This is a genomic window from Arthrobacter sp. 10T416, from assembly GCF_056394165.1.
In genome coordinates this window covers 110,336-131,724 of record NZ_JBFTHI010000010.1, presented here as the reverse complement: position 1 = coordinate 131,724, position 21,389 = coordinate 110,336, and the positions used below count along the sequence as shown (strand labels likewise).

At 69.5% G+C, this 21,389-nt stretch carries 20 protein-coding genes; 6 read left to right on the top strand and 14 right to left on the bottom strand.

What is annotated here, in order from left to right:
* Positions 1–90: 90 nt before the first annotated feature.
* Positions 91–1,518 carry an MFS transporter gene (locus AC1DBE_RS11930; protein WP_476970663.1) on the top strand — a complete coding sequence of 476 codons (1,428 nt, stop codon included), beginning with the start codon at positions 91–93 and terminating at the stop codon, positions 1,516–1,518.
* Between the two features lie 45 nt (positions 1,519–1,563).
* On the opposite strand, the gene AC1DBE_RS11925 is transcribed toward AC1DBE_RS11930, so the two are convergent.
* From AC1DBE_RS11925 to AC1DBE_RS11895, 7 genes are all read right to left on the bottom strand, one after another.
* Positions 1,564–2,526: a type IV toxin-antitoxin system AbiEi family antitoxin domain-containing protein gene (locus AC1DBE_RS11925; protein WP_476970662.1), complete on the bottom strand. Its 963-nt coding sequence runs from the start codon at positions 2,524–2,526 to the stop codon at positions 1,564–1,566.
* Positions 2,527–2,664: 138 nt separating this feature from the next.
* Entirely contained in the window at positions 2,665–3,414 is a 750-nt protein-coding gene (locus tag AC1DBE_RS11920; protein WP_476970661.1) for a dienelactone hydrolase family protein, read from the bottom strand.
* A gap of 121 nt (positions 3,415–3,535) precedes the next feature.
* Positions 3,536–4,834 (bottom strand): tRNA guanosine(34) transglycosylase Tgt, encoded by a 1,299-nt coding sequence (tgt, locus tag AC1DBE_RS11915; RefSeq protein ID WP_476970660.1) that lies wholly within the window; start codon positions 4,832–4,834, stop codon positions 3,536–3,538.
* 33 nt (positions 4,835–4,867) lie between these two features.
* On the bottom strand, positions 4,868–5,593 hold the full coding sequence (locus AC1DBE_RS11910) for an SRPBCC family protein (RefSeq protein ID WP_476970659.1): 726 nt from the start codon (positions 5,591–5,593) through the stop codon (positions 4,868–4,870).
* Positions 5,594–5,649: 56 nt separating this feature from the next.
* The gene (locus AC1DBE_RS11905) at positions 5,650–6,714 is read right to left on the bottom strand and encodes a DUF6707 family protein (protein ID WP_476970658.1); all 1,065 of its coding nucleotides are present in this window, start codon (positions 6,712–6,714) and stop codon (positions 5,650–5,652) included.
* A 56-nt stretch (positions 6,715–6,770) separates the two neighbouring features.
* A complete protein-coding gene (locus AC1DBE_RS11900; protein ID WP_476879217.1) occupies positions 6,771–7,310 on the bottom strand; it encodes an NUDIX hydrolase family protein in 540 nt (179 codons plus the stop codon).
* A gap of 49 nt (positions 7,311–7,359) precedes the next feature.
* The gene (locus AC1DBE_RS11895; protein WP_476970657.1) at positions 7,360–8,175 is read right to left on the bottom strand and encodes a VOC family protein; all 816 of its coding nucleotides are present in this window, start codon (positions 8,173–8,175) and stop codon (positions 7,360–7,362) included.
* A 42-nt stretch (positions 8,176–8,217) separates the two neighbouring features.
* Between AC1DBE_RS11895 and AC1DBE_RS11890 the strand changes: the two genes are divergently transcribed.
* Both AC1DBE_RS11890 and AC1DBE_RS11885 read left to right on the top strand, forming a co-directional pair.
* Complete coding sequence (locus tag AC1DBE_RS11890) at positions 8,218–8,835, top strand: YdeI/OmpD-associated family protein (RefSeq protein WP_476970656.1); 618 nt, start codon at positions 8,218–8,220, stop codon at positions 8,833–8,835.
* Between the two features lie 41 nt (positions 8,836–8,876).
* Entirely contained in the window at positions 8,877–9,611 is a 735-nt protein-coding gene (locus AC1DBE_RS11885) for a phosphatase PAP2 family protein (protein ID WP_476879214.1), read from the top strand.
* On the opposite strand, the gene AC1DBE_RS11880 is transcribed toward AC1DBE_RS11885, so the two are convergent.
* From AC1DBE_RS11880 to AC1DBE_RS11860, 5 genes are all read right to left on the bottom strand, one after another.
* Positions 9,608–11,536, bottom strand: coding sequence for a glycogen debranching N-terminal domain-containing protein (locus AC1DBE_RS11880; RefSeq protein ID WP_476970655.1), 1,929 nt, complete (start codon positions 11,534–11,536; stop codon positions 9,608–9,610). The genes AC1DBE_RS11885 and AC1DBE_RS11880 overlap by 4 nt on opposite strands.
* 105 nt (positions 11,537–11,641) lie before the next feature.
* Complete coding sequence (locus AC1DBE_RS11875; protein WP_476970654.1) at positions 11,642–12,817, bottom strand: ABC transporter ATP-binding protein; 1,176 nt, start codon at positions 12,815–12,817, stop codon at positions 11,642–11,644.
* Entirely contained in the window at positions 12,814–14,406 is a 1,593-nt protein-coding gene (locus AC1DBE_RS11870) for an ABC transporter permease (protein ID WP_476970653.1), read from the bottom strand. Before AC1DBE_RS11870 ends, AC1DBE_RS11875 begins: the two co-directional genes overlap by 4 nt.
* Positions 14,407–14,409: 3 nt before the next feature.
* Positions 14,410–15,459: an iron ABC transporter substrate-binding protein gene (locus AC1DBE_RS11865; protein WP_476970652.1), complete on the bottom strand. Its 1,050-nt coding sequence runs from the start codon at positions 15,457–15,459 to the stop codon at positions 14,410–14,412.
* Between the two features lie 165 nt (positions 15,460–15,624).
* On the bottom strand, positions 15,625–16,905 hold the full coding sequence (locus AC1DBE_RS11860) for a glycoside hydrolase family 76 protein (RefSeq protein ID WP_476970651.1): 1,281 nt from the start codon (positions 16,903–16,905) through the stop codon (positions 15,625–15,627).
* Positions 16,906–17,065: 160 nt separating this feature from the next.
* On the opposite strand from AC1DBE_RS11860, the gene AC1DBE_RS11855 reads away from it, so the two are divergent.
* Both AC1DBE_RS11855 and AC1DBE_RS11850 read left to right on the top strand, forming a co-directional pair.
* Positions 17,066–17,872, top strand: coding sequence for an SDR family NAD(P)-dependent oxidoreductase (locus AC1DBE_RS11855; protein ID WP_476970650.1), 807 nt, complete (start codon positions 17,066–17,068; stop codon positions 17,870–17,872).
* Positions 17,869–19,086, top strand: coding sequence for an acyl-CoA dehydrogenase family protein (locus AC1DBE_RS11850; RefSeq protein WP_476970649.1), 1,218 nt, complete (start codon positions 17,869–17,871; stop codon positions 19,084–19,086). The genes AC1DBE_RS11855 and AC1DBE_RS11850 overlap by 4 nt, the downstream gene beginning before the upstream one ends.
* Before the next feature lie 25 nt (positions 19,087–19,111).
* Here the strand turns inward: AC1DBE_RS11850 and AC1DBE_RS11845 are convergent, their stop codons facing one another.
* Together AC1DBE_RS11845 and AC1DBE_RS11840 are read right to left on the bottom strand one after the other, a co-directional pair.
* Positions 19,112–19,939: a DUF1684 domain-containing protein gene (locus tag AC1DBE_RS11845; protein WP_476970648.1), complete on the bottom strand. Its 828-nt coding sequence runs from the start codon at positions 19,937–19,939 to the stop codon at positions 19,112–19,114.
* On the bottom strand, positions 19,926–20,576 hold the full coding sequence (locus tag AC1DBE_RS11840) for a TetR/AcrR family transcriptional regulator (protein ID WP_476970647.1): 651 nt from the start codon (positions 20,574–20,576) through the stop codon (positions 19,926–19,928). Before AC1DBE_RS11840 ends, AC1DBE_RS11845 begins: the two co-directional genes overlap by 14 nt.
* 132 nt (positions 20,577–20,708) lie before the next feature.
* Between AC1DBE_RS11840 and AC1DBE_RS11835 the strand changes: the two genes are divergently transcribed.
* On the top strand, positions 20,709–21,389 hold the full coding sequence (locus AC1DBE_RS11835; protein WP_476878929.1) for an NADPH-dependent F420 reductase: 681 nt from the start codon (positions 20,709–20,711) through the stop codon (positions 21,387–21,389).

The following is a 21,389-nucleotide window of genomic DNA, read 5'->3' as shown; positions in this document are numbered from 1 at the left end:
ATGACCAAAAGCAAAGTGTTCCGGATCACGGCAACTAAGGTGGCGGACGGTGTTGCTCACATGCGGCGCCGGATCCAGGAAGGTTCATTGATGAGCACCCAACTGTCCGAAGCAGCACAGACCAGAAAAGCCGTCGGCAACATCCTCAAAGGATCGGCCGGCAACCTCGTGGAGTGGTACGACCTCTACGTCTACACAGTGTTCGCGGCCTACTTCCAGTCGCACTTCTTCAATTCCAAGGACGACCTGCAGGCCGGCCTCGAGGCCATGGCGGTGTTCTCGACGTCGTTCCTGATGCGCCCCATCGGCGCCTGGTTCTTCGGCCGTTACGCCGACCGGAAGGGACGCAAAGCCGCGTTGACCCTGAGCGTGACGATGATGTCCGCCGGTTCGTTCGCCATCGCGGTACTGCCCACCCAGCAGCAGATCGGCCTCTGGGCCATGATTCTGCTGGTCCTGATCCGCGTGATCCAGGGCTTCTCCGTCGGCGGCGAGTACGGCACCAGCGCCACCTACATGTCCGAAGCCGCCACCACCAAGCGCCGAGGGTTCTTCTCGAGCTTCCAGTACGTCACCCTGATCGGCGGCCAGATGCTCGCGCTGTTGGTCCTGGTCATCCTGCAGAACGTGATGCCCAAGGCCGAGCTGACCGAGTGGGGCTGGCGCATCCCGTTCGCGATCGGCGGCGTTGCTGCCCTGGTGGTCCTGTGGCTGCGGCGCTCCATGGAGGAAACCGTCTCCGCCGAGCAGCTCGAGGCCGCCAAGGCCCCGGCCGTCGCGGGCCAGGCCCAGCCCGGCACCATGAAGTTGCTGTTCACCAGTTACTGGAAGCCGTTGCTGATCTGCATCGGCATCACCCTCGGCGGCACCGTGGCGTTCTACACCTACACAAACTTCATCCTGAAGTTCATGAACGACACCTCTGGCATCGCCAAGACCGACACCTCCGTGATCAACTTCTGGGCGCTGTTCATCTTTATGCTGCTCCAGCCGGTCTACGGCATCATCTCGGACAAGGTGGGCCGCAAGCCGCTCCTGCTCTGGTTCGGCATCACCGGCGTGCTCTTCACCTGGCCGCTGCTCTCCACCCTGGCCGGCACCAAGGATCCGTTCACGGCGTTCCTGCTGATGATGGGCGGCCTGCTGATCGTGGGCGGATACACCTCGATCAACGCCCTGGTGAAGGCCGAGCTGTTTCCGGCCTCCATCCGTGCTCTCGGCGTCGGGCTGGGCTACGCGATCGCCAACTCGCTCTTCGGCGGGACGGTGCCGCTGATCGGCGCCGCACTGCAGAAGGCCGGGCAGGAGGAGTTGTTCTTCACCTACGTCACAGTGGCCATCGCCATCTCGCTGCTGGTCTACATCTTCGCGCTGAAGAACAAGAAGTCCACGCACCTGGACCACGAGCAGGGCCACGCGTGGGACCAGCCTGTGGCCGTGGGCGCCGGCGTTGCCGCCTCTCCCTCGGCCTCGCCGGAGCGGGACGACGACGGCGTGCTGGACACCCCGCGGCGGTAATCCGCCGTTTCGCCGGTTCCCTGCCGACTCGACGCCCCGTAGCGTCTAGCCGGCACGGAACCGTCGAAATGGCGGCCGGTTGGCCGCAGCGCCGTCGTTCAATGCCCGCAGCACCCGGTACTTGAACTCCACCTCGTTGAACAGGTCCTTCCACTCGATGCGGAGGAACGTCCAGCCCTGTTCCATCAGGACCTTTTCGCGCCGCCGCTCGGCGAACAGGACGTCGCCGGTGGGGTTGTAGTCGAAGTATTTGGCCTTGCCGTCGAACTCGAGCGCGACCCGGCGCTCGGGCCAGGCAAAGTCCAGCCGGTGCTCGCCGAGTGGTGTCCGGACGACGTACTGCAGTCGCGGCGGCGCGATCTTCAGCCGGTACAGGAGCTCCCTGGTAAGGCTCTCGCCGGCAGATTCGGACAGTGGGTCCACCAACTCCAGCGCACGCCTCAGCGCGACGACGCCGTTGCGGCCGGCCAGGCCTGTGCAACTGTCCCGGAGGTAGGCCACATCCGCGCCCATCCGGACCGCGTGATCCATCAGGACGACGTCCTGCGGAACGGTGAACGTCAGGCAGCAGTCCACCACGGTGCGCTCCAGGGACGTGCAGGGCAGCCCGTCCACAAAGCACACCTCCCGGCTGCCCAGGCGGCGGGTGTGGGCCACCACTTCCCGGCCGTGCGAGATCCCTGACGGGCACGTCTCCTGGGTCAGGTGTACCCGGTTATCGACTTTCCACAACTGGAGGCGGTGCAGGCTGGCCCCCGAGGCGTGGCTGTAGGCGAAGCCGCCCGCCGACGTCGTCAGCGTTCCCAGCGCATGCGCGGTGATGAGCTGACGACGGCGGTCGGGTGCGCTCAGTTGCCGCCACCAGTCGCCGCGGGCGTAACAGCCGCGGCGGAGCCTGACCAGAGCCGCGCCCCGCACCAGCTCGGCAATGGCGCGGGAGGTGAGCCCGGCGGCCAGGAGTTGGTCGGTGCGCCACAGGTCAGCGGAGGCGGGGAGTGGTCGAGGCATGGGACCAGCCTCGACCACCAGCCAACGCATGCCCAGGAGCCGGTTCAGGTATGTGGGCAATGCCGGTTCGACGGTTCCGCGCCCGTTCGACGCGGAAGGGCGTCGTGTGCGCAGGGAACCGTCGAAACGGCGGGGGCGTCAGGCTTTGAGCGTCCCGTCGAGGAGGTCGCGAAGCTCGCGGAAGTGCCGTTCCGTGGCCTCCGGATGGAACGCGGAGGTGTCCGCCATCGAATAACCGTGGGGTGCCCCCGCGTAGACCTCGTTGCTGGCGTTCAGGCCGGCCGCGGCCAGGGCCTCTCCCAGACGGGCCACCGCGTCCGGCGCCATGCTCCGGTCATGATCGGCATGGCCGAAGACGAACCGTGCACGTGCGTTCCCGAGTTCGAGGTGGGGGCTGTCGGGCTCGCCGGTCGCAAGGCCGCCGCCGTGGAAGCCGCCGCACGCTGTCACCGCGTCCGGGTGGGCGGTGGCGGTGCGCACAGCAAGCCGGGCGCCCATGCAGTAGCCGGTGACACCGACCGGGCCAGGGGCGACGCCGTCGAGCCCGCGCAGTGCGCCGAGCCAGGCGTCGATGTCCGGGACAGCCTTGTCCGACGTGAGGCGTCCAACCCGCGGGAAAGCGGCCGCGCCCGCCTCCTCGCGGCCCGCCGTCGTCGTCATGTCTGTTGCCGGGGCGAGGCTGGCTGCTGTGCCTTCACGGTAAAAAACATTCGGGGCCAGAACAACGTAGCCCCAGTCCGCTATGCGCTGCGCCATGTCCTGGATGCGGGGGCGCAGGCCAAAGGCGTCCATGTACAGGATGACCCCCGGGAACGGGCCCTCACCGGTGGAAGGGCGGGCTACCAGGGCCTCGGCGGTGCCGTCGGCGGCAGGGATCTCAATGAGCATCCGGTCAGCCTATCCGACACCGCTTCGACGGTTCCGTGCGCACCCGATGTTCAGCGGCGTCGAGTACGCAGGGAACCGTCGAAACGGCGCGACGACGGCGGCGGGGGCTAGGGTGGGGCGCCTACGAGTAGTAGTTCGCCAGGGTCTCGGCCTTGAACTCGAAGAAGTTGCCGGCCTCGATGGCGAGCCGGGCGTCGTCGACCATCTTCACCACGAAGCGCTCGTTGTGGATCGAGATCAGCGTGGCGGAGACCATTTCCTTGGCCTTGAACAGGTGGTGGATGTACGCCCGCGAGTAGTTCAGGCAGGCGTAGCAGTCGCAGCCTTCCTGCAACGGGCCGAAGTCGCGCTTGTACTTGGCACCGGAGAGGTTGTACCGGCCGGTGGGGTGGTAGAACGCCGAGTTCCGGGCCACCCGGGTGGGGGAGACGCAGTCGAAGGTGTCCGCGCCGTTCTCGATCGCGGTGAAAATGTCGTCCGGCTCGGAAATGCCCAGCAGGTGCCGGGGTTTGTTCTCCGGCAGTTCCTCGTTGCACCAGCGCACGATCGTGCCCAGGTTTTCCTTCTCCAGGGCGCCGCCGATCCCGAAGCCGTCGAAGTTCATGGCGCCCAGATCCCGGCAGGCCTTGCGGCGGAGGTCCTCGTACTGGGCGCCCTGGATGACCCCGAACAGGGCCTGGTACGGCTTGCCGGCCCGCTCGGACGTGAGCCGGAAATGCTCGGTGATGCAGCGCTCGGCCCAACGGCGGGTGCGTTCGAGGGATTCCTCCTGGTAGCCGCGGGAGTTCTGCAGCGTGGTGAGCTCATCGAAGGCGAACATGATGTCCGCGCCGATCTGGTGCTGGACGTTCATGGAAATTTCGGGGCTGAAGCGGTGCCGGTCGCCGTTGAGGTGGCTCTTGAACCACACACCCTCCTCGTCCACGTGGGCCAGGCGTTCCTTGCCGGGGGCGACGGCGTCGTCGGGCCCCGAATTGTCCACCGACTTCATGTCGATGACCTTCTTGAAGCCCGAGCCCAGGCTCATCACCTGGAACCCGCCGGAATCCGTGAACGTGGGCCCGCGCCAGTTCATGAACGCGCCCAGGCCCCCGGCCTCGTCCAGGATGTCCGCGCCGGGCTGCAGGTACAGGTGGTAGGCGTTGGCAAGCACGGCCTGCGCGCCGAGGTCGGCGACGGATTCCGGGAGCACCGACTTGACCGTGGCCTTGGTGCCGACGGCGATGAACGCCGGGGTCTGGATCTCGCCGTGGGGTGTGGTGATGGTGCCGGTGCGGCCCAGGAACTCCCCGCCGTTGGCGGCAATCTGATCGGCCGACGGCACGCACTTGTCGGCCAGGCGCTTGCCCACGCGGAAGGAGAACTCGGACTGCCGGGCTGGCTGCGGGGACGGTGGGACGGCTTCAGGATTCGCTGGCACCGTTCAAGTGTGCCAGCTAACGCAGCCGTTGCCTCAGTGCAGCGGGTCCGATGTGGGGTAGTTCTCAGCCCGCCAGGTGTCCCAGTGGTTGCGGATGGCGTCGCGCTGATGGCCGCCCAGATCGTAGGTCGAGACGATGGCCAGGGAGCCGCCGTCGGGCCGGACCCCCGGGATGGACGGCTGGTCCGCCACAATCACCAGGCCGTCCCCGTGCTCGGCGTAGCTCTGCACCGTCAGGCCCACCTGGTGGTTGCTCCGGAACCAGACCTTCCCGGAGATCTCCTCCCCGGTGGCGAGGGTCAGCGAATACGGTTCGCCCGGGCCCGGCACGTCGGACAGGCCGAGCTTGTCGATCGCCGAGCCCCCGGTGCCGGGCACCGAGAAGAAAAACGTCCGGCGGCTGCCGTGCGGGTGGTGTTCCAGGGCGAACCGGAGCTGGTGCAGGAACGTCAGCCAGCCCTGGGTGATGTCCTCATCCCAGGCCGCCCACTCGGAATTGTGGTCGATCGCCGCCCGTGTCACGCTGACTTCCGTGCCCGCGGGGACGGGTTTGAGGGTGAACACGTCGCCGCCGTCGACCACCAGCGAGGTGTGGTCCGCGCCCTCCACCACGTTCGGGCCGAAATAGATCGCGTCGATCTCGGCGGCCTGGTCCTCGGCCTCCCAGCCGTGCCACTGGGCCACCTTGGCGGGTTCGCGGAGCATGGTCCAGACCTGCGGCGCGTCGGAGTTGATCACCACGCTGAGATTGTTCGTCATGGGGTGAATCTACCGCTCCCGGCCGTGCCGGGGTAGGGCTAAACCGGTCCCGCCGCTCAGGCCCGCACGGACTCCAGTTCGTTGCCGATCCGGCGCTCGAGTTCGGGGCCGCCGATGGTCTGTGAGCCGCCGTGGGCGCGGAGGAAAAGGAGCGCCTCCAGCCGCAGGAGGCGCCATTCCCGTTCCGCGTCGGTGTTGGAGTTGTCGATGGCGCGGAAAATTTCCTTGTCGTACAGGTTCGGCTCGTTGAGTGAGCGCTGGCGCACCTTGGCGTTGATGCGGGCCTTGAAGGGATCCGTTTCCGTTGCATCCGGTGCCCGCAGGAACTTCTCGTACACCGCCGCCCGTTCGTCCTGACCCTGCTGCCGGCAGATGTAGCTGGACAGGGCGAGTGAGGCCTCCACCGACGACCAGCGGCCGGGGTTTCCGTCGAACGGCAGCACGTTGAGCAGGTCCGCGACGGCCAGGGCGTTGTCGGCGTCCTTGAGCACCACAAACAGTTCGTGGGCCAGGTCGCTGAGGTCCTTGAGGCAGCTGCCGGACTTGGTGTTGATGCCCTTGGTCAGCCGGTCGCTCAGTAGCAGCACACCGAGCGCATCCTGGTGCGCCTCGGCGGCGGCCTCCACCACAGACTCCGGGGTCCCGTCGGTGAGGGGGATCAGGGCCAGGTCCGCGTCGCTGGGTCCGCTGGCGGCGGGCGGGGCCGCCGGCGGGGGAGGGACGACGACGGCGGGAGCCGCCGTCGTGCTGCTGTCCTCCGCGTGCGCCGGGACCAGTTGCAGTTCCGGCCCGTCGCTGTCCGCGGGGAAGGCCGGGGCGGCCTCGCCGGAGGCGGGGTCAGGGGCGGCGGCAGTGGCAGCGGAGCCGTCCGCGGTGACTGCCTCCGGAGGCAGTGCGTCGGCCTCCCGGACGAAGACGACGGAGCCTGCGGCGATCCGCAGCATTCCGCCGCCGGTGAGGGTGGCCCGCACGATGGCGGGGGTGCCGAAGTCGTCGTTATCGACGTCGACGCGCAGGATCTCCGCCGTGCGCTCGGCGTCGGGCAGGAGCAGCAGGTCCCCGGTCCGCAGAGATCCCGCCTGCCGTTCGCTGTAGTTCAGGGAGGCTGTGGGGTGGGTCATCGGGAGTCCTTAAATTCTCTTTCGGTCCGCTCAACAGTCTACAAAGACCGGGGCTCCTAGTGGCCGACGCCCGCGAACGCCAACGCCTGCCGGATCAATGCTCCGCGGCCCCCGCTGAACTCCAGCTGCACATCCGAGCTCATGACCTCTTCCGGCGTCATCCAGGTCAGTTCCAGGGCGTCCTGCCGCGGCGAGCAGTCACCCGTGACGGGGATGATGTACGCCAGGGCGACGGCGTGCTGCCGGTCGTCGGTGAACCCGGTGTGCGACGGGGACGGGAAGTATTCGGCCACCGTGAAGGGGACCGGGCTGATCGGCAGCTGCGGGAACGCGAGCGGGCCRAGRTCCTTTTCCATGTGSCGCARCAGGGCCGCCCGGATGGTCTCGCGGTACAGCACCCGGCCGGAGACCAGGGACCGGACCATGGTGCCGTCCTCGTCGGCCTGCAGCAGGGTGCCGACCTCATTCACAAACCCGAGCGGGTCCAGCCGGACCGGCACGGCCTCAACGTAGACCATGGGCAGCCGGCCGCGGGCCTCGAAAAGATCGTCGTCGGAGAGCCAGCCGGGATTGGGGTCGGGAGTGCGAACGTTCATGGTTAAGTTCTACCCCATCCGCGTTGCCCGGGCGTGGTCAGCCCCCGGGTCAGCGGGTCCGGGGCAGGGCAACCGCCGGGGCCGCGGCGATCCACAGGGAGTGCGGGCGGCCGGTGTCCGCATCGGGGCTGCCGACGTGCAGCAGCGGCACGGCGGCGTCGCCCAGGAGCTCAACGTCCTGCCCGGCGTCCGCGAGCCGCCCGCGCAGCGCGGCCAGGTCCCCGGCGTATTCGAAACCCAGTCCGGCGCCGCCGGCCACGGCCGCCGCCCCGCCGGCTACATTCCCGTCCGCAGGACCGACCATCAGCACGCCGCCGTTCTTCGCCGTAAACGCCTCCGCCACGGCGTCCCCGGCCCCATCCCCGTCCCCCGGCGCGCCTGCCGGGCGGGGGCGGGCGCCGATGTCGCGCAGCGTCCGGGCCGCCGCCGCGATGTCCGCCGCGAACCACACGCCGACGACGGCCAGGTCCGGATCCGCGTCCGCGGCGGTGGCCCAGGAGCCGTCGGAGGCACGGGCTGCGGCGTCGGCGAGGAAGCTGAATCCGTCCGGCGAGGTAACGCGGCACGTTGAGCCGTGGTCTGCCGCGATGACCTCCGCGGCGGTGCCGCCCCCGCCCGCGGTGCCCGCGCCGGCGTCGTTGGTCCGGCGGGCGAACTCCGCGAGGTCCCCGACCTCGACGCCGAACGACGTGGTGCCGTCCTCCGCCGATCCCGGTTCGGCGACGTGCAGCGCGAGCCGCCCCGCGCCGGCGTCGAACTCCCGCCAGGTGGGCCCGGCGACCGTCTTGACCACGCCCAGGTCCGTCAGCAGACGCTCCCACTGGTCGAGGCGGGAGGTGAAGTGGATGGGGCGGACACGCAGCATTGGTACTCCCTGCTGGGTTGGGGCTGGGAGCACAATGGTGCCATGGCTGCTGAGCTTACGGAACTGCTGGTCAAGGACGCCGCCGAGTGGCGCTCCTGGTTGGAACAACACCACGGGGACAGCCCCGGGGTGTGGCTGGTGCTGCACAAGAAGGGCGGCTCCGTCACCGAGCTGGACTACGAGGCCGCCGTGCAGGAGGCGCTGTGTTTTGGCTGKATCGACGGCCAGGGCAGGCGCCGGGACGAGGAGACCTCGTTCCAGCGGATGACCCGGCGCGGCCCGAAAAGCGTGTGGTCGGCGCGGAACGTGGAGCGCATCGGGCGCCTCGAGGCGGACGGCCGGATGACGCCCGCGGGACGGGCCGCCGTCGAGGGCGCCAAGGCCGACGGCCGCTGGGAGGCAGCGTACTCCGGGGCCGCCACCGCGGAGGTTCCGGACGACCTTGCCGCCGCCATCGCGGCTAACCCCCGGGCGCAGGCGATGTTCGAGGTCCTGACATCCGTGAACCGGTACGCGCTGATCTACCGGACGAACTCGGTCAAGCAGGCCGCCACCCGGGAACGGAAGATCGCCGGGTTCGTGGAGATGCTGGCACGGCATGAGACGCCGTACCCGCAAAAGAAGCGTCCGTCCCCGGGGTCTCCAGCGGCTTCCCAGTAACCGTCCGGGATTCCGGCAGCCCAAGCTGGCATAGTTATCCAATGCCCATTACCCAGACCGGGAAGCCAGGTGCAGCCCTGCCCGTCCAGCTTTCGCAGCGCGCGCTGTTCTTTGCGGCCGCGGGCCTGCTGGTGGCCGGGGAGGCAGTGTTCTGGCTCATGCTGGCCGCCGTCCAGACGGACTCGGGACTCGCTCTGCTCGACGGCGGCGTCCACGACGCGCTCATCGAGGCCCGCTCACCGGCCGTGACAGTCATTATGGCTGCGGTCAGTGCCGTGACCGCCCCGCCGTGGCTGGGCGCCGTTGCGGGTGTGCTGGCGCTGGGCTGGGCGGGCTGGAAACGTGAGATCTGGCGGCCGGCGCTGCTGATCGGTTCCGTGGCCGCCGCGCTGGGCGTTTCCACTTTCCTCAAACACCAGATTTCGCGCGGCAGGCCCTCGGCCGCGGGCTTCCTCACCGGCCCGGACGACGCCTTTTCCTTCCCCTCCAGCCACACGCTCGGGGCAGGCGTGTTCCTGCTGGTGCTCATCTACCTGCTGCTCGCCAGCGCCGGAGCGCGGGCGGTCCGGCGTCCGACGGCGGTCCTGGCCTTCGCGGGGGCGGTCCTGGGCACGCTGCTGGTGGCCTTCAGCCGGCTCTATCTGGGCTATCACTGGCTCACCGACGTTGTCGCCTCGCTGGGGCTCGCGGTTGCCGTGACCGGGATCGTGGTCCTGGTGGACGGCCTGAGGGCCGCCCGGAAGGCGGCCCCCGCGTCCGGGCTCCCGGCCGCCTAGAAAGCTACGCCGAGCGCCTGCGCCAGCACCACGGCCGAGGCCGAGGACCAGGCCTGCGGGTGGCAGGAGGCCGGGTACGGGACGGCGTGCCCCGACTCCGCCGCGGTGACGCCGGCGAAGAGCTCGGGCAGCCGGTGGCCGAACGACCCCGCTGCCGCCAGCAGTCCCTCTGCGAGCACCCGGGCCTCGGCGGTGAAACCGTCGCTGAGCAGGCCCCGGATGGCGATGGCTGTGTCGTGGCTCCAGACCGAGCCGCAGTGGTAGCTGAACGGCCAGAAACCCGCGGCGCGGCTGGAGAGGGTGTGCAGGCCGTAGCCGGAGAAGAGTTCCGGGCTCAACAGCCGGTCCGCGACCAGCCGCGCCTCGCCGGGATCCAGGATGCCCGTGCCCAGCAGGTGTCCCATGTTCGAACCCGGGATATCCAGCGGAGTGCCGTGGCCGTCCAGGGCCATGGCGGGGAACCAGCCGGCGTCGTCCTCCACCCAGAAGCGCTCGCGGAAGTCCTGTTTCAGCGCCGCGGCGAAGTCGCGCAGTTCCGCGGCCCCGGGTTCCCCGTAGGAATCGAAGAGGTCCGCCGTGGCCACTGCCGCCTGGTAGGCGTACCCCTGGACCTCGGAGAGGGCGATGGGACCGTCAGCCTGCCGGCCGTCGCGGAACTGCATGGCGTCGCGGGAGTCTTTCCAGCCCTGGTTGCTCAGGCCGTGGCCGGAGGTGTCCTGATAGCTGAGGAATCCGGCGTTGGCCGTGTTTCCGGCGGCCCCGGCAGCCAGCAGCCACTGCGCCGCGCGGCCGGCGTTGGGCAGCAGGGAACGGACCGCGGATTCGTCGGTGCCCGCCCGGCCCAGTTCGCCCAGCAGGCAGAGCCAGAGCGGGGTCGAGTCGACGGCGCCGAAGTAGACCGGGGGCAGCCGCAGGGCCTGACTCTCCAGGATGAGTTCCTTGGCGCGCAGTTCGTGCAGGATCTTGCCCGGTTCCTCGGCCGCGGCGGGATCCGTGGCGGTGCCCTGGTGGGCGGCCAGGGCGTGCAGGGTTCCGGCGGCCAGCGCTGAGTCGAAGGGCAGGAGCAGCCGGGCCGCCCAGAGCGAGTCCCGGCCGAAAAGGGTGAAGTACCAGGGGGCGCCGGCGGCCAGGAAGGGGGCCTCGGGGGCCTTGCGGGTCGCGAGGCGGAGCCCGTCGAGCTCATCGAGGGCGTTGTCCAGGAGCCGGCCCAGCGGTCCGTCCGGCTGCGCGCGGACCCGGCGGGTGGCCGGTGGGGCAGCCGTTACGGCGTCTTCGGTGTCGCTCAGGGCTGCTTGCCATTCGGCCTCCAGGGGCCGGCCGCGGCCGGCCGTTCCCCGCCAGACCAGCCGTTCGCCGGAGGCCACCTTGCCGGCCGCGGACACCGTCAGGGTTTTGCCGTCCTCGGTCCAGCGGAGGGTGGATTCGTCTGCCGCGGCGGGCTGCAGGGGTTCGCGGTAGCGGCCCAGCCGGATGGCGGCCATGTCGGTGAAGTCGGCGGCGAGGCGGACGCTGATCTCGGCGTCGAGGGCTTCCAGCGAGGTGCTCAGGCGGAGGGTCACGCGGACGGTTCCGGGGGTGACCGTCCAGGTCTGCAGGAGTTCGACGGCGGGATCTTCGGTGGGGCCTTCGATGCCGCGGACCAGGCCGCGGACCCGGAGCACCCCGCCGGGCGCGGACTCGACCGTGGCGGGCTCCGGAGCGAATCCGTTAACGGTCACCTCCGCGCGGCACAGCATCCGGGTGTCCCCGTGCAGCAGCCCGGTGAACCACTCGCCGGCGCCGGTTTCAGGTCCCGTGCCGGTGGCAGCTCCCGCGGCTTCGGAGCCCGGCGCGCCCCCGGTCAGCCGTCCGTCGGCATCAAGCCACACTTGGGTGGGGGCGGCTACGGCGCAGTGCTGACGGTGAAGTGCTGGCTGAACAGTCATGCGCCCCAGCCTATGCCGGGGCGTCCGCCGGACCTAGGGCTGAACGCGCTGCCGGGCATGGCCAGGCAGCGCCGCAACGCCGGGTATGTGCGGACAGCGGGGGCCTCAGCCGTCGGCCGGGTCCTCCATCGGGAAGGCGACGGCCTCGCCCACCACACGCAGGCACAGCTCGGTGCCGGGACGGGCGATGGAGGCGTTCCAGTGCCGGATGGTGATGACCTCGCCGCCGCCGGGGTAGCGGTGGTCCGCGACGGCCCCTTCGGCCAGGACGGGGGGAACGGCCAGTTTCAGCCGGACAGTGGTTTCGGGGCCGAAGTAGTCCGTGTCCACCACGGTGCCCCGGATGGGGCCGTCCTCTGCGATGCGGATCTGCTCGGGGCGGAGCATCAGCTGGACGCGGCCCTGCGCCGGGGGCCGGCGGACGGGGATGCCGCCGAGGGAGCAGGTGGCCAGGGAGCCTTCCATCCAGGCGTCGAGGATCACCGCGTCGCCGAGGAATTCCGCGGTGGCCCGGTCCGCCGGGCGGGTGTAGACCACAAAGGGGTTGCCGATCTGGGCGAGTTTTCCGCCGCGCATCACGGCCACCTGGTCCGCGAAGGACAGCGCCTCGGCCTGGTCGTGGGTGACCAGGATGGTGGTGACCCCGGCGTCGTGAAGCACCTTGCCGACGGCCCGCCGGGTGGCGACCCGCAGCCCGGCGTCGAGCGCGGAGAACGGCTCATCCAGCAGCATCAGTTCCGGCTCGCGGGCCAGCGCGCGGGCCAGGGCGACGCGCTGCTGCTGGCCGCCGGAGAGCTGGTGCGGGCGCCGCTTGGCCATGGCCGGGTCCAGGGCGACCATTTCGAGCAGTTCGGCCACGCGTGCCTTGACGCCGCGGTGGCCGCCGTCGAGCTTGCCGGCGTCGAGGCCGAACGCGATGTTCTGCCCCACGGTCAGGTGCGGGAAGAGGGCGCCGTCCTGGGCGACGTAGCCAACATGCCGTTTGTGCGCGGGGACCCAGAGCCCGTCCCCGGCCACGGTGCGGCCGTTGAGGGCGATGGTGCCGGTGTCGGGGTGTTCAAAACCGGCAATCAGGCGCAGCAGTGTGGTCTTGCCCGAGCCGGAGGGCCCCACGATCGCCGTCGTTCCGCCCTTGGCGACGGAGAGGTTGACGCCCTTGAGGACCGCCTGGGAGCCGAAGTTCTTCGTGACGGCCTCGACTTCCAGGTGGCTGTTGGTGCTGGGCGCCACGGAGGCCGCGATCCGGGGTTCGGGGAGCCGGGAGGGGTTTTGTTCGGTCACTGTCCCGCTGCTTTCTTGGACTGCTGGAAGAGAAGGTAGGTCATGGGCGCCGAGATCAGGATCATCAACAGGGCGTACGGTGCGGCGCCGGCGTAGTCGATTTCGCTGCTCTTGCTCCAGAATTCGGTGGCCAGGGTGCGCGTGCCGTTGGGCGAGAGCAGCAGGGTGGCCGTCAGCTCATTGACGATCCCCAGGAACACCAGGGCGGCCCCGCCGGCGGCAGCCGGTGCGGTCAGCCGCAGGGTGACCCGCAGGAAGGCCAGCAGCGGCGGTTTGCCGAGGGCCTGGGCTGCCTCGTCGAGCTCCTTGGGCGCCTGCGACAGCCCTGAGCGGATATTCACCAGGGCGCGGGGCAGAAACAGCAACACGTACGCGGAGACCAGCAGGGCCGTGGTCTGGTACAGGTCCGGGGCCATCCGGATGCTCACCGTCACGAAGGCCAGGCCGACGACGATCCCCGGCATGGAGCTGGTGACGTAGTTGGAGAGTTCCAGGGCCTTGCTGAACCAGCCGGGATGCCGCACCGCGAGGTAGGCCATGGGGAACGCGACCACGGTGGTGGCGGCCGCTCCGGCCAGGCCGTAGCCGAGGGTCTGCAGCAGTGCCGGCAGGAACTCGTCGGCGGACCAGATGGCGGGGCCGCCGGCGACGATCCAGCGCACCACAAACGTCAGGGGAAGCCCGAAGGCCAGGGCGGTGAGGGCCAGCAGGGAGAACTGCGCGGGCAGCTGGTAGGCGTGCAGGGGCAGCCGCAGCGCCTTGGCCTGCGCGCCGGAACCGACCCGGGCGTACCGGGCGGTGCCGCGGCCGCGGACTTCGACCAGGAGCAGGATCAGGCAAAAGAAGACCAGCACGCTGGCCAGCATGTTTCCGGCCGTTCCGTTGAAGGTGGACTGGTACTGGACCATGATCGCGGTGGTGAAGGTGTCGAAGCGGATCATCGCGAACGCGCCGTACTCGGCCAGCAGGTGCAGGGAGACCAGCAGCGCGCCGCCGGTCATCGCGATCCGGAGCTGGGGCAGCACCACGCGGAAGAAGGCGCGCCACGCGCCAAGGCCCAGGGACGCGGCGGACTGTTCGATGGCGGGGTCGAGGCGGCTGAGCGTCGCGGCGGCCGGGATGTAGACCAGGGGGAAGTAGGACAGGGTGGCGATCAGCACGCCGGACCACAGCCCGCCCATCGAGGGGACGGCGGAGACCCACGCGTAGCTGTTGACGAACGCGGGCACCGCGAGCGGCGCGGCCAGCAGCACCGCCCACCACTTGTGGCCCTTGAGGTTGGTGCGTTCGACCAGCCAGGCGCCGCCGACGCCGAGGACCACGCACAGCGGCACGGTGATCACCATCAGCAGCACGGTGTTGAGCAGCAGTTCACCCACCCGGGCCCGGAAGATCAGGCCGACGGCGGTGTCCCAGCCGGTCGCGACCGTCATAAAGGCCACGTAGCCGAGCGGGACCAGGGAGAACAGGGCGATCAGGACGGCCAGGATCGACACAACCGAGACGCCGAAAGGCGGGCGGGGCCGCGTGGCCCTGCCCGCCGTCGTCGTGCCGCCGGTGGTTCCGGGAGCAGCCAGCGTTTTTGTCACCGCTTAGAGCAGGCCTGCCTTGGTCATCAGGTCGGTGACCTTGGCGGAATTCAGCTTGGCCGGATCGACCGTGGGTGCCTGCAGTTCCTTCACCGGTACCAGCTTCCCGTTGGCCGCGACCTCGGAGCCCACCGGGTACTCGAAGGACGTGCCCTTCTGCAGGACTTCCTGGCCCTTCTTGCCGGTGATGAACTTCAGGAACGCCTGGGCGGCTGCGGCGTTCTTCGAGGACTTGAGCACACCGCCGCCGGAGACGGAGACAAACGCGCCGGGATCCTGGTTCTTGAAGTAGTACGGTGTGACGTTCTTGGAGTTCTCGCCGGTCTTGGCCTGGTCGCCGTAGTAGTAGTAGTGGTAGATCAGGGCGGCATCCACTTCACCGGCGTTGACGGCCTTCATGGCCGTGCTGTTGCCCTTGTAGGCCTTGAAGTTCTCCTTCATGCCCTTGAGCCATTCCTCGGTGGCGGCCTCGCCCTTGAGTTCCAGCAGGGCCGAGACGATCGCCTGGAAGTCGGCGCCGGAGGGCGACGCCGCCCACTTGCCCTTCCACTCGGGCTTGGCCAGGTCCAGCATGGACTTGGGCAGCTTGTCAGCGCTCAGCTTGGCCTTGTCGTAGACCAGCACGGTGGAGCGGGCGGCGATGCCCGTCCACTTGTTGGTGGACGGGCGGAACCCTGCGGGGACCTGGTCGACGGTGGCCTTGTCCACGTCCGCAAAGAGGCCGGCATTTTCCACCTGGGCCATGGCGGGGGAGTTTTCGGTGAGGAACACGTCGGCCCGCGAGGCCGCGCCTTCCTGGATGATCTGGTTGGACATCTCGGTGTCGTCGCCCTGGCGGACGGTGACCTTGATGCCGGTCTCCGCCGTGAAGGCGTCCACCCATTCCTTGGTCAGTGATTCGTGCTGGGCGTTGTAGACGGTGATTTCACCGGCAGGCTTGCCATCGGCTCCGGTAGTGCTGCCGGAGGAGGCGCCGGTGCCACAGGCTGCGAGGCTGAGCGCGGCGGTGGCGGCGAGGGCGATGCCGGCCAGCGCGTTGTTGCGGATCTTCATGAGGCTACTTTCTGCAAGGAAAAGGTCGTAGGTGCCTAACCTCCGTGAGCGGGGAAGTTAGGGCATGCTCACTACGAAAAACTGTAGGTTAGCCAAACCTAAGCAACCAAGCCGAGAGTGCCTTAAGTGAGGAGGATCACATGAATTACGAAACTATTGCGTGACCTAATTGGCCTCGGGCGTCTCCAGGGCCTCCGAAACGTCCGGGGCGCTGGCTGCCCCGCTCTCGGAGTCGACCTTGGCAGGTTCGACGACGGGCAGCTTCCCGGCGATGGACGCCGCTGCCTCCAGCACCATCCAGGCCTGCAGCTGGGTGGAGAGTTCGACGGCGGAACCCGCCGGGTAGCTGCGCCGGGCCGGCAGCTCGGGCCGGGCCGCAAAGACCAGCCGTGCGCCGTTGCGCGCCAGCGGCTCTTGCGCCGCCACCAGGCGCCGGCCCTCCCAGAAGGCCTCCGCGGTGTCCGTGACGAGGCGGGCCGCCTCGGTCCGGGTCTCGTCGGGCAGCCGTTCGTCGACGGCGGCCAGGGCGAGGTAGCGGACCAGGATCCCGGTGAACAGGCCGCCGTCGCCGGTTCCCTCGGAGCGCAGGACGGTGGCCTTGCGGCCCATCAGCGGCGCCTCGACCGTGAGGCTGCGCCCCACCGCCGCCACCAGTGCGGCCGCCCGCTGCAGGTTCGCCTCCCCGCCCAGCTCCAGCAGGGCGCCAAGTACCGGGCCCTGGTTGTAGGTATAGATGGCGCTCTCCAGCACCAGTTCGCCGCCGGGGGCAATCCGGAGGCCGTCCTGGTACATCCCCTGCTCGGGGTCGAAGAGCCTGGCGTCCAGCCAGTCCAGCAGGGCCTGCGCCCGGGCCGCCTGTCCGGTGCGGGCGTAGTACAGGGCGATCGGGGCCGTGGCCGGAGTGTTCTTGAAGTCGCGTTTCTTGCTCCAGAACGTGCCGCCGCCCAGGTCATCGGTCGAGGCCGAGTCGAACTGCAGGGTCAGGCTCTTCAGGACCTTGGCGTTGCGCCGCCGCCCGGGGCTTTTGCGGGTGTCCTCGGCCAGTGTCTCGAGCCGCAGTGTGGCAAGGGCCAGCCAGGCCATGTCGTCGTAGAAGCTGTTGACCACGGTCAGGAAGTTGCGCAGCCGGATGCCGGTGACCAGGCGGGACGCGAGCTGGCCGGCGCTGGGCAGGTTGTCGCCGTCGAACTTCGCCGGCGTGTGGCCCTCGCCACCGAGTTCGCGGCGTCCGGCGTCCACGAGGCAGTCAACGTAGTGCGCCTGCCACCAGTAGTGCCACGGCCGTGCGAGGTTCTTCAGCCGGCCCGACGGGCGGGTGATCGCAGCGATGTGCGTGCCGGGCAGGAAGAAGAGGCGCTGCCCGAACAGCCGGGTCACGGAACGGGCGGCCTCGTCGGCGCGGAAGGACCAGTTCGTGGCGGGGGCATGGGCGGATGCTGCGGTCATGGGACCAAGCCTAGTGGCGGCGGTGTCCCCGGCACGGATTCCCGCGTCCGACGTGCGCAATATTGGCATTCCAGTTAACCTGTACTAACTAATGTTCCCTGGTGCCGGTGGGCTGCGTGAAGTCTACGGCCGGGGTGCAGTTCCACATCAAGGAGGATGTATGGACGTCTTGGGTACTGTCGCGCTGATCACGGGCGGTGCATCCGGGCTGGGCGCCGCCACGGCCCGGCGGCTGTTCGCTGCCGGCGCCTCCGTGGTGCTGGTTGATCTGCCCGCCTCCGCCGGGGAGGGCCTCGCGGCCGAACTGAACGCACAGGCCGGCGGCCAGGCCGACACGGCAAACCGCGCCGTCTTCGTCCCCGCAGACGTGACCAGCGAAGAGCAGGTGCAGGCCGCCGTGGACGCCGCCGTCGCCCTCGGCCCGCTGCGGATTGTGGTCAACTGCGCCGGCATTGCCACCCCCGGCAAGGTGCTGGGCCGCGACGGAGTGCTCCCGCTGGAGACCTTCAGCCGCGTCATCCAGATCAACCTCGTGGGCACGTTCAACGTCATCCGCCTGGCCGCGGCCGCGATGGCTGCCACCGAGCCGGCGCACACGGAGCTGGGCGGGGCCGAACGCGGCGTCATCATCAACACGGCCTCCGTCGCAGCCTTCGACGGGCAGATCGGCCAGCCCGCCTACGCGGCCTCCAAGGGGGCCGTGGCGGCGATGACCCTGCCGATCGCCCGCGAGCTGGCGCGCTCGCTGATCCGAGTCGTCACCATCGCCCCCGGGATCTTCGAGACCCCCATGATGGCCGGACTCCCGCAGGAGGCGCAGGACTCCCTCGGCAGCCAGGTGCCGCACCCGTCCCGGCTGGGCCGCCCCGCCGAATACGCCAACCTGGCAGCGCACATCGTGGAGAACGCAATGCTCAACGGCGAGACCATCCGGCTCGACGGTGCCATCCGGATGGGACCGAAGTGACCCTCGCCGTGGACGCCACCGCCCCCGTGGACCCGGCCCTCTCCGGACTGCCGACCGCCGACTTCTTCGATTTCGAGTCGCTCCTCAGCGCCGCCGAGCAGGCGAAAATGGCCGAGCTGCGGGAGTTCCTGGCCCGCGAGGTGGCGCCGTTCGCCACCCGGTGGTGGAACGACGCCGAGTTCCCGGCACACATCCTGCCCAAACTCGCGGCGCTCGAACTCAGCGCGCCCGCCCAGCGCGGCTACAGCAACCTCTTCGCCGGCCTCGTCATCGCCGAGATGACCCGGGTGGACACCTCGCTGGCCACCTTCTTCCTGGTCCACCATGACCTTTTCGTGGAGTCCCTCTACGGGTTCGGCTCGGCGGACCAGAAGGCCCGGCTGCTCGCGGACGCGGCCAACCTGCGCACCACCGGGGCCTTCGCGCTGACCGAACCGGACCACGGATCCGACGTCGCCGGCGGCATGGAGACCACCGCCCGCCGGGTCTCCGGCGGGGAGGACGGCGATTACTGGGTCCTCAACGGCGCCAAGCGCTGGATCGGGAACGGGACGTTTTGCGACTACATGCTGGTCTGGGCCCGCGACGAGGCCGACGGCGGCATCCGCGGGTTCATCGTCGACGCCACGTTGCCGGGTGTGAGCCGGAGCCGGATCGAGAACAAGATCGCGCTGCGGACCGTGCAGAACGCCGACATTGTCTTCGAGGACGTCCGGGTGGCCGAATCGGACCGGTTCGCCGGGATAAACAGCTTCGAGGACACCAACGAGCTGCTGCGCGGGTCGCGGATCATGGTCGCCTGGCAGGGTGTGGGGCAGCAGCTGGCGGCGTTCGACGTCGCCCGGCAGTACGCCGTCGAACGCCAGCAGTTCGGCCGGCCGCTGGCGAAGTTCCAGCTGGTCCAGCAGCAGCTGGTGATCATGCTCGGGAACGCGGTGGCGAGTATGGGCATGATGGTCCGGCTCGCGCAGCTGCAGGACCGGGGCGCGGCGGATATGCCCCAGGTGGCGCTGGCGAAGTCTTACGTGAGCGCCCGGATGCGGGAAACCGTGGCGATGGGCCGGTCCCTGCTGGGCGGCAACGGGATCGTCACCGATTACCGGATGGCGAAGATTTTCGCCGACGCCGAGGCGATCTACACCTACGAGGGTTCCTACGAGATCAACACCCTGATCGTGGGCCGCGCGGTCACCGGGGTCTCCGCGATTGCCTGACCCCGGGTGCCTGTCCGGGGTACCGCTAGGCGAAGGGCTGCTTCTCGCCGGCCTCGATCCGGTAGTCCAGGCTGTTGTTCTTCACCGGCATGGGGCAGGTGCCGTACGGGGTGAACGCGCTGGGGTAGTTGATGGCCCGGTTGAAGTCCAGGATCACGGTGCTGTCCGGCCGCGGCCGGGCCGTGGAGACCTTGCGCCACTCGTCGGTGCTCTCGCCGTTGGTCTCGTCGTGGAACGTGACCGTCAGGGCGCCGAGCTTCTCTTCTTCGGCCTGCAGGCGGCTTTCGTGTTCCTGGCCGGGGAGCCGGAAGACGAGCTCGCCGACGGAGCGGTGCACACCGTCGACCAGCGGGTTGGCCGTGCCGATGGGCACGTCCACCGGCTCGGGGTAGGGCTTGTAGCGCGCCTCGATGACGAGGTCGGGCCGGTAGTCGAAGGTGGGAACGCCGCTGAACCCGGTGAAGACCGGCGACGCCGAATCGCGGGTCCGGATCGCGTATTTGTCCGCGCGCATGGCGAGTTCCACCACCACCTGCCGGCCGTCCGTGCCGCCGTACTGGACCCACAGGAGGGATTCCTCGTCGGCCAGTTCCGCGCTGACTGTCCCGTCCACGGGGTCGCCAGACTCCACCAGCGTCAGCCCGTCCGCCGCGGCGGCGGTGAGGAACGCCGTCGTGCCGTCCGTTGACCACTGCCCCGGCGCGAGGTCGACGGCGGCGGGGGAGGCCGCCAGCCACTGGAACGAGGTCAGGGTCAGCCAGCCGTAGTCGCTGGCGAGGGCGGTGTTCCGGCTGGTGCGGAAGCGCTGCCAGCGGGCAAGCTGCGGGTCGGCGGGGGTCTCAGCGGTGGTCACGGGCGTCACTCCTGGTAGCGGGCGGGGTTGCGAGGGACGCCGCGACCAGCGCGGCGGCGGTGGCGCGGGCCGCGGCGGGCGCGGCGGGGTCGGCGTCGAGGACCCCGCTGGCCAGGCCGCCGTCCAGGACCAGGGTCAGGCTCCGCGCCAGGCCGTCCGGGTCCGGGGCGCCGGCATCCGCTGCCAGGGACCTGATCCAGGCCAGGATTTGTTGCTTATGGGCAACCGTCCGCTGGTGCACCCGGGTGCCGGCGGCGGATTCGGCGGCGGCATTGATGAACGCGCAGCCGCGGTAACCGTCACGGCGGCACGCGGTGGAGAGGGCGTCGAAGAGGCCCACCAGCTGGTCCGCGGGTTCCGGCCCAGCGGCGTCGGCGGCGGCGTGCAGCTGCCCGCTCCAGACCCCGTCGACCCGCTCGAGATAGGCCAGGATCAGGTCGTCCTTGGCCGGAAAGTACTTATAGAAGGTGGCCTTGGCGACGCCGGACTCGGCAATGATCGTATCGATCCCGGCCGCCCGGAGGCCCTGGGCATAAAAGAGCCGGAATGCCGTTGCCAGGATCTTGTCCTTCGCCTGGCCGGCCGGCGTCCGGACAGCCCGGGGCCCGGCAGTGGGCGCTGGGGCTGTCGCGGTCATAGCTTCATGGTACACAGACCAGTCTGTCTATCCAGCTTGCCGGGTCTTGCCGTAGACAGTTCTGTCTGATAACGTCTCGCCAGATGGTAGACGGTTCTGTCTACCCCATAATCCGAAACCCGTGAGGTCCCCATGAAAATCGCAGTCTTCGGCACCGGCACCGTTGGCCCCACGGTCGCAGGCGCCCTGGCAAAGCTCGGCCACAACGTCGCTATCGGCACCCGGGACCCGCAGGCCACCCTGGCCCGGACCGAGGCCGGCCCGATGGGCGGCGTCCCCTTCGCCCAGTGGCACACGGAACATTCCGACATTGCGCTGGCCACCTTCGCCGAGGCCGCGGCCGGCAGCGACATTGTTGTCAACGCCACCAATGGGACCGGATCCCTGGAGGCGCTGAACGCCGCCGGCGCCGACAACCTGGCCGGCAAGGTCATTGTGGACATCGCGAACCCGCTCGACTTCTCCCAGGGCTTCCCGCCGTCGTTGAACCCGGTGAACACGGACAGCCTCGGCGAGCAGATCCAGCGGGCGTTCCCCGACGCCCGGGTGGTCAAGACCCTCAACACGATGAACGCCGCGATCATGGTGGACCCGGCAAGTGTGGCCGGCGGCGACCACTCGGTCTTCGTCTCCGGCAACGACGCCGGCGCCAAGGCCGCGGTGTCCGGCCTGCTGGCGGACCTGGGGCACCGCGACATCATCGACCTGGGCGACATCACCACGGCCCGCGGCACGGAGATGCTCCTGCCGGTCTGGCTGCGGCTCTGGGGTGCCCTCGGGAACGCGGACTTCAACTTCAAGATCGCCCGCTAG

Excerpts from the sequence above, each read along its gene's own strand:
- AC1DBE_RS11885 (WP_476879214.1), top strand. The coding sequence starts at position 8,877 with ATGCCCATTACCCAGACCGGGAAGCCAGGTGCAGCCCTGCCCGTCCAG.
- AC1DBE_RS11925 (WP_476970662.1), bottom strand. The coding sequence starts at position 2,526 with ATGCCTCGACCACTCCCCGCCTCCGCTGACCTGTGGCGCACCGACCAA.
- AC1DBE_RS11905 (WP_476970658.1), bottom strand. The coding sequence starts at position 6,714 with ATGACCCACCCCACAGCCTCCCTGAACTACAGCGAACGGCAGGCGGGA.
- AC1DBE_RS11895 (WP_476970657.1), bottom strand. The coding sequence starts at position 8,175 with ATGCTGCGTGTCCGCCCCATCCACTTCACCTCCCGCCTCGACCAGTGG.
- AC1DBE_RS11865 (WP_476970652.1), bottom strand. The coding sequence starts at position 15,459 with ATGAAGATCCGCAACAACGCGCTGGCCGGCATCGCCCTCGCCGCCACC.
- AC1DBE_RS11920 (WP_476970661.1), bottom strand. The coding sequence starts at position 3,414 with ATGCTCATTGAGATCCCTGCCGCCGACGGCACCGCCGAGGCCCTGGTA.
- AC1DBE_RS11880 (WP_476970655.1), bottom strand. The coding sequence starts at position 11,536 with ATGACTGTTCAGCCAGCACTTCACCGTCAGCACTGCGCCGTAGCCGCC.
- AC1DBE_RS11930 (WP_476970663.1), top strand. The coding sequence starts at position 91 with ATGAGCACCCAACTGTCCGAAGCAGCACAGACCAGAAAAGCCGTCGGC.
- AC1DBE_RS11860 (WP_476970651.1), bottom strand. The coding sequence starts at position 16,905 with ATGACCGCAGCATCCGCCCATGCCCCCGCCACGAACTGGTCCTTCCGC.
- AC1DBE_RS11855 (WP_476970650.1), top strand. The coding sequence starts at position 17,066 with ATGGACGTCTTGGGTACTGTCGCGCTGATCACGGGCGGTGCATCCGGG.
- AC1DBE_RS11840 (WP_476970647.1), bottom strand. The coding sequence starts at position 20,576 with ATGACCGCGACAGCCCCAGCGCCCACTGCCGGGCCCCGGGCTGTCCGG.
- AC1DBE_RS11835 (WP_476878929.1), top strand. The coding sequence starts at position 20,709 with ATGAAAATCGCAGTCTTCGGCACCGGCACCGTTGGCCCCACGGTCGCA.
- AC1DBE_RS11910 (WP_476970659.1), bottom strand. The coding sequence starts at position 5,593 with ATGACGAACAATCTCAGCGTGGTGATCAACTCCGACGCGCCGCAGGTC.